Origin of the sequence: Bacteroides caecigallinarum, assembly GCF_021531075.1 — a bacterium.
GTDB classification, from domain to species: Bacteria; Bacteroidota; Bacteroidia; order Bacteroidales; family Bacteroidaceae; genus Phocaeicola; species Phocaeicola caecigallinarum_B.
On record NZ_JADYTJ010000078.1, the window covers coordinates 1 to 7,939 of the forward strand.

The following is a 7,939-nucleotide window of genomic DNA, read 5'->3' on the forward strand; positions in this document are numbered from 1 at the left end:
CATATGAATAATACTCTCCTTCTATAACTGATTTTTACATGTAATTATTATGAAAATTTTATTACATTTGCGATTAATCGGACATAAATGATAGATATATGAATGCTAATGATATAAATATATTATTACAACTCGGAGAACGGATTACGTTTGAGTGTAAAAAAGCTGAAGGACAGATACCTAAATCAGTATGGGAAACATATTCTTCATTTGCCAATACGATAGGTGGAACCATCATGCTTGGGATAAAGGAATATATGGATGAAACCAACTCAGATAAAAGATTTGAAATTACAGGAGTTGCTAATCCGCAGAAAATGAGGAAGGAGTTCTTTGATACCTTAAATAGCAATAAAGTAAACCGTAATATTCTGACCGATGCCGATGTTGAAATAATACAATACCAAGGTTATGACTTATTATGTATTCATGTGCCGCAGGCAGATTATAGGCAACGTCCTATTTATATCAATGGCAATATTATGAATGGGTCTTTCAAACGTAACTATGAAGGTGACTACCATTGTACGGAAGACGATGTTAAAGCTATGATTCGTGATGCAAACGATAGCGGTAATGATTCTGTATTGATGGAAAATTATACGATGGATGATATTGATGCGCCTACTCTTGCTGCCTATAGAAATCGTTTTCGTACGGCAAATCCAGACCATGTGTGGAATGATTATTCTGATAGGGAATTTCTCTTGAATATGGGAGGGTACATAGTTGATAGGAATACACGCAGAGAAGGCTTGACTTTAGCAGGTTTGCTTATGTTTGGTAAAGGGCTTCCTGTCCGAGAACGATTCGATAATATCCGCATGGATTATCTTGATATGACAAATTTGCAACCGGATAGCCGCTGGAGCGACAGGTTGACATACGACGGGCGTTGGGAGAATAATCTGTATAATTTCTTTATGCGTGTACAATCCAAGTTGGTAAGTGATATAAAACGTCCTTTCAGATTGGAGGGGATGGAACGAATAGACGATACTGCTGTACATAAAGCTATTCGTGAGGCATTGACCAATCTTGTTATCCACGCAGATTATATGGTGACCGGGGTACTCAGAGTGGAGAAACATGATGACTGTTTTGTCTTTTCCAATCCAGGCACACTTAAAATACCCGTTATGGATATTTATGCCGGAGGCAATTCAAAGGCAAGAAATCCAAATATGCAATCAATGTTGCGAATGATTGGTTTCGGCGACAATATTGGTTCTGGGTTTCCTACAATCCTGAACGCATGGAAGAAGGAAAATTGGCGTAAGCCGTTTTTAGTAGAGCGGACTGACTTACATCTTGTTGAATTAACCCTTTCTATGGTATCACTTATTCCGGAGGAATGTCATCAAGCGTTGAATGAGATTTATGGTAGTGAGTACAACAGGCTTGATAAAGAATGTCAATTAGTTTTAGCTACTGCTATAACGGAAGATAATATATCCAATTATCGCATACAGCAATTATTAGGTAAAAATCCTTTGGAGGCAGGAAGAATTCTTTATGCATTGGTTGACAAAGGGATGCTCTTGTCCAACAATAGGGGACGATGGACTTCTTACTCCATTAATTCTGATTATAGTCAAGGAGTAAAAAACTCAAGGAGTAAAACTCAAGGAGTAAAAAACTCAAGGAGTAAAACTCAAGGAGTAAAATCAAGAGAACAGAAAAAAAAGAAAATAAGGGAGGCCTTAATTGATTTCTGCCTTGAAGCACGTACATTGCAGGAAATAGCCGATTATTTAGGATATGCTGATAGGAACAGAATGAAGCGTGTATATATCGACCCGATACTTGGCGAACTACTGGAAATGACATCTTCAGAGAGTAAGAATTCTCCTAATCAGAAATATATAACGAAAACGAAATAAGAGCAATATATAATCATGAAACCCAATAAATTAGAATTGAGTTTAGTTGATGGAACACAACTGAATTAGGGAGTTTTCTATCTGTTCATTGACTGTTTAGTGAGTGTTCACTGAAATAATAAAATATGAACTATTCAAATTTTTGCGGATAGTTCAAAGTTAGAGTCACGAGTTGTTCGGAATTACCGGACAACTCGATTTTTATTTATGTATACGATGAATTATTCGTTCTTTCTGTAACTTAATTATTGCATATCTTTATTAAGGAATTTTTATTATCTTTGCAATAATAGTTTTTTGATAATACACTTTGTAAAGATTTTTACATAGAAAGATATAGCGATGGAGATTATAGATAATGTACATAAAACCCTGAAAGATGATTTTATAACAGAAATAAAGAGCGGGAGCAGAATTTCTATAGCTGCTTCCTGTTTCTCTATATATGCTTTTCAGGAATTGAAGAAACAGCTTAAAGATATTAAGGAGTTACGTTTTATCTTTACATCTCCAACGTTCGTTACAGAGAAAACAGACAAGCAAAAACGTGAGTTTTATATTCCGCGACTTAACCGTGAACGTAGTCTTTACGGTTCTGAGTTTGAGATAAAACTCCGTAATGAACTGTCGCAGAAAGCTATTGCACGTGAGTGTGCGGAGTGGATAAAGAAAAAAGTATGTTTCAAATCCAATCGTACAAACGAAAACATGATGGGTTTTGTCAATATTGACACTGTCAGCTATATGCCTGTGAACGGGTTCACTACAGTAGATTTGGGCTGTGAGCGAGGAAACAATGCCTATACCATGATTAACAAGATGGAAGCACCGTTCTCGCAGCAGTTTCTTACTTTGTTCGATAATCTCTGGAATGATACCGAAAAGATGCAGGTTGTCACCGATGAGGTACTTGACAATATTACAAATGCCTATAAGGAAAACTCTCCCGACTTTATATATTTCGTTACTCTTTACAATATATTTAGCGAGTTCCTTGAAGATATTTCCGAAGATGTATTGCCTAACGAGGCTACCGGATTCAAGAACAGTATAATCTGGAACAAACTGTATAATTTCCAGAAAGATGCCTGTCTTGCCATTATAAACAAGCTTGAAAAATATAACGGCTGTATTCTTGCCGATAGTGTAGGTCTGGGTAAGACATTTACCGCACTTTCTGTAATAAAATATTACGAGAACAGAAACAAGTCCGTGTTGGTGTTATGTCCTAAAAAACTTAACGACAACTGGATAACATATCGCAGCAATTATCTGAACAATCCTATAGCTGCCGACCGTCTGAGATACGATATACTGTTTCATTCCGACCTGTCGCGCACAGGCGGAAAGTCTAACGGTCTTGACCTTGCTCATATCAACTGGAGCAATTATGACCTTGTGGTGATAGACGAAAGTCATAATTTCCGTAATGGCGGTAAGGTTACTACAGACGAAAATGATGAAAATCCGAAAGAGAACAGATATCTGCAACTGCTCAACAAGGTAATCCGTAAGGGTGTAAAGACAAAAGTCCTTATGCTTTCTGCCACTCCGGTGAATAACCGTTTCAATGACCTCAAGAACCAGATAGCCCTGGCATACGAAGGCGAGTCTAAGAATATTGACGATTTGCTTGATACACAGAACAGCATTGAGGATATATTCCGTCAGGCTCAGACAGCATATAACCGCTGGTCGAAACTTCCACCGGAACACAGAACTACAAAACGTCTGCTCGACAGTCTTAGCTTTGATTTCTTCGAGGTGCTTGATTCGGTTACAATAGCCAGAAGCCGCCGTCATATCGAGCAGTATTACAATACAGCGGATATAGGCAAGTTTCCTCAAAGACTGAAGCCATTGTCGCGTCGTCCGCATCTTACTGATTTGGATAGTGCGATAAACTATAATGAGATATTTGAGCTTCTGCAGAGGCTTAATCTCGCTATATATACCCCGTCGCTGTTTATCCTGCCAAGCAAGATATCCAAATATGCCGTGCTGAACAGTAATGATGAATATGCCGGGCTGACTATGGCAGGACGCGAAAGCGGTTTGCGCAAACTTATGAGTGCCAACTTGCTGAAACGTCTGGAAAGTTCTGTAAACTCTTTTCGCCTGACAATAGAACGCATCCGTTCTTTCATCAGTTCCACACTTCAGAAAATTGATGAAACGGATTCATACGAAAACTATGGAATGGTGGCAGAATATGAAATGCCGTACGGCCTTGACATGGACGATGAAGACAGCATTTTCATAGGCGGAAAGAAATCGCAGATTGCGCTTGCCGATATGGACTATATCAGTTGGAAAGAGTTTCTTGAACAGGATATAGAAGTCCTGAATCTGCTTTTGCTTATGCTTGCAGATATAACTCCGGAGCATGACAGCAAGCTGCAACAATTGTTGGCAGATTTGCGCAACAAGATAGAGAACCCTATAAATCCGGGAAACAGGAAAGTGATAATCTTTACCGCTTTCTCCGATACCGCAGAATATCTGTACGACAATCTTGCACAACGGATACTCGAAAAGACAGGACTGCATACGGCTCTGATAACCGGTGATATAGAAGCACGCAGCACTCTGAAATTGAAACAGAAGCTTGATTTCAATACAGTTCTTACACTGTTTTCGCCTATATCGAAGGAGAAAGCAGCCATATTCCCTAATATCGCAGAGAGTATAGATATACTTATAGCGACCGACTGTATAAGCGAAGGACAGAACCTTCAGGATTGCGACTATCTGATAAACTACGATATCCACTGGAATCCTGTCCGCATAATCCAGCGTTTCGGACGAATAGACCGTATAGGCAGTCGCAACGATGTGATACAGCTTGTCAATTACTGGCCGGACATGACTCTTGATGAATATATCGACCTTAAAGGACGAGTTGAGGCACGCATGAAAGTGTCTGTTATGACATCTACAGGCGATGACAATCCGCTTACTGACGAGGAAAAAGGCGATTTGGAATACCGCCGTGAACAGTTGAAACGCTTGCAGGAAGAAGTGATAGACATAGAGGAAATGAACACAGGAGTGTCTATAATGGATCTCGGACTGAACGAGTTCCGTCTTGACCTGCTTGACTATATGAAGCACAATTCCGATGTAGAACATACACCGTTCGGACTTCATGCCATAGTGCCCGCCACGGACGATTGTCCTGCCGGAGTGATTTATGTGTTGAAGAACCGTAACAATTCTGTCAATATAGACAGGAAAAACCGTTTGCATCCATTCTATATGGTCTATATCTCCAATGACGGAGAAGTAGTTATTAATCATCTGTCGCCAAAGGAATTGCTTGACCGTATGCGTTTTCTCTGCAAGGGAATACATGAGCCGGTCAGGGAACTCTGTCACGAGTTTAATCTTGCCACAAACGACGGCAAGGACATGAAACGCTATTCCGACCTTCTGGGAGATGCCGTCAGTTCCATACTTGACGTAAAGGAAGTAAGCGATATAGACAGTTTCCTTAGCGGAGTGCAGGGTAATCTTTTTGCAGACGAAATAAAGGGACTTGACGATTTTGAACTGATTTGTTTTATTGTAATACAGAAGAATGATGGAATTTGATATAAAGTCGTTCGTTGGCGAAGCGACAACATATGACAAAAAAGAAAAAGTGGAATATAGTAAGCCTAAAAGTTGGCTTAAAAGTGTTTCAGCCTTTGCTAATGGTGAAGGAGGTTTCCTTGTCTTTGGTGTGTCTGATAATAATAAGATAGTAGGACTTGATAATGCAGAGAGGGATGCTGAATTTATAAGTGAGACAATTAAGACTAAACTTGATCCAATTCCGGTAATAAAACTTGATTTCAGAGAAATAAATGGTAATAAGATAATTCTTTTGTATGTTTATACAGGTCAGGAAACCCCATACTATTACATCGGAGACAAACAACGCCTCGCCTTTGTACGCATAGGTAATGAGTCTGTTACTGCTGACCGTATTCAATTGAAGAGTCTTGTTCTGAAAGGTTCCGGTCGTACTTACGATAGCCTACCGTCCAACTATAAATTTGAGGATATGGCTTTTTCAAAACTCAGGTCTGTCCATTACAAAAGGTTGCAGCGTTCGTTTGACGACAGTGAGTTTATATCATGGGGTATTATAGATGAAAACGGCAATCTGACGAATGCCGGTGCGTTGTTGGCAGATGAATCCCCAATAAGGCAGTCCCGTATTTTCTGTACACGTTGGAATGGTTTAGATATGACAAGTGGTTTGGGAGAGGCGATTGACGACGTTGAATTGGAGGGGTGTGTGATTGGACAGTTACAGGATGCTGTATCTTTTGTTAGAAATAATTCACGCAAGAAATGGTGGAAAGAAAACGATCACCGTGAAGAATTGCCTGATTATCCTGAACGTGCTGTAACGGAAACTATAGCCAATGCAATCATTCATCGTGATTATTTGCAGATGGGAAGTGAAATACATATTGACATGTATGATGACCGTTTGGAAATATATTCTCCCGGAGGAATGATGGATGGAAGACTTATTCAGCAGCTTGACCCTATGAAAGTACCATCCAAAAGGCGTAATCCGTTGCTTGCTGACTTTTTTAATCGCCTGGGATTAATGGAACGCCGTGGAAGTGGAATGAAGAAGATAATTGATGCATATAAGAAATACATTCATCTTTTAAGTTATCATGCTCCAGAATTTACTTCTAATGCTTCTGAGTTTCATGTAACACTATGGAACTTGAATTTTGAGAATGAAGTTGCCGGAGAAATAATACCTAATGGAATTCCTTCGGTACAAGAGTTCGTAAAAGAACAATCAAAGTTCGCAAAAGAGTTCGTAAAAGAACAATCAAAGTTCGCAAAAGAGTTCGTAAAAGAACAATCAAAGTTCGCAAAAGAGTTCGTAAAAGCGAGTCGGCAGATTTATAAACTAATTTCCCAAAATCCACAAATAAGTGCCACACAAATGGCTGAGAGTATGGGACTGTCTGCACGTCAAGTACAGAAATATCTCAAACGACTTCAAGAAGCAGGAAAGATTTCTCGTTTAGGAGGACGTAAAATTGGAGAATGGAAAATAATTGATGAAGAATACGAAGGATTCTTTGACAGGATATAATTAAAAAAATATGTACGGCTTACCACAAACCACTGAGATAAAGAAACAACTGCCCAAGAAAGCTATATATGCCAAGTTTGAGCTTGACACGCAGCAGCGTGACAGTTTCGATGCGGATATAAACCGTCTTGACCTGACGGCTTTTGTATCGCCTGCCACAGTGCCGGCGATATCGGAAGGACAGACAGTAAAGGAATTCTATTTGATGTGTGTCCGTCTGAAACGAAAGGAATATAATGCCAAGAACATAGTCTTGCTGTCACGACTGATTTCGCAGAATATAGTCTTTGCCTTGCAGTACGAGGATGAAACGCAATTAGTAGTGTTCCACACCAAACTGATAAATTCCTGTTGGAAACCGACGGACGAAACACGGATAGACTTGTCCGGCTTGAACCTTGATGCTGTATGGGAGAATATCATAAAGCAGGTGGGGCAGATTGATGTTGAGGAAGGAAGGTCGCTTACAGAACAGATACAGGCTGATGAGAGGAAAGCAAAGATTGAGGCTCAAATAAAAACTTTGGAGAGAAAGCTTGCTACGGAGAAACAGCCGAGGAAGAAAAGGGAGTATTTCGAGATGATAAGGAAATTGAAGGAGAGTATAAGCTAATTAGCTAATAATTTGTGGTTATAAGTTATATAGCTTATAAATTTTGTATAAAGTAATTGCTTTATTTACATTTGTGACTTAAAAATACTACAATATATGTTTTAGTACTTAATAGCCAATGTATTGTATAACAATATTTTTAAGAAAGGAATAATATAATGAATAGTATAAATGCATCTTCGTTATTTCATTTTACTGATTGTTTAGATACTTTAGAATTAATCCTTCAAAATGGATTTAGATATTCATATTGTTATGAAGAATATGATAAAGAGATTATATTTAATCATAATAATCCGGATTATGCGAATTTTTTTGTAGGAAGTAATA

At 38.8% G+C, this 7,939-nt stretch carries 4 protein-coding genes; all 4 read left to right on the plus strand.

What is annotated here, in order from left to right:
• Positions 1-98 precede the first annotated feature (98 nt).
• The 4 genes from I6E11_RS13755 (at position 99) to I6E11_RS13770 (ending at position 7,609) form a co-directional block, all read left to right on the plus strand.
• Entirely contained in the window at positions 99-1,883 is a 1,785-nt protein-coding gene (locus tag I6E11_RS13755) for an RNA/DNA-binding domain-containing protein (protein ID WP_235338717.1), read from the plus strand.
• A 342-nt stretch (positions 1,884-2,225) separates the two neighbouring features.
• Complete coding sequence (locus I6E11_RS13760; RefSeq protein ID WP_235338718.1) at positions 2,226-5,477, plus strand: helicase-related protein; 3,252 nt, start codon at positions 2,226-2,228, stop codon at positions 5,475-5,477.
• Positions 5,464-6,996 (plus strand): ATP-binding protein, encoded by a 1,533-nt coding sequence (locus I6E11_RS13765; protein WP_235338719.1) that lies wholly within the window; start codon positions 5,464-5,466, stop codon positions 6,994-6,996. Before I6E11_RS13760 ends, I6E11_RS13765 begins: the two co-directional genes overlap by 14 nt.
• Positions 6,997-7,006: 10 nt before the next feature.
• Entirely contained in the window at positions 7,007-7,609 is a 603-nt protein-coding gene (locus I6E11_RS13770) for a DUF4391 domain-containing protein (protein WP_235338720.1), read from the plus strand.
• The last annotated feature ends 330 nt before the right edge of the window (positions 7,610-7,939 follow it).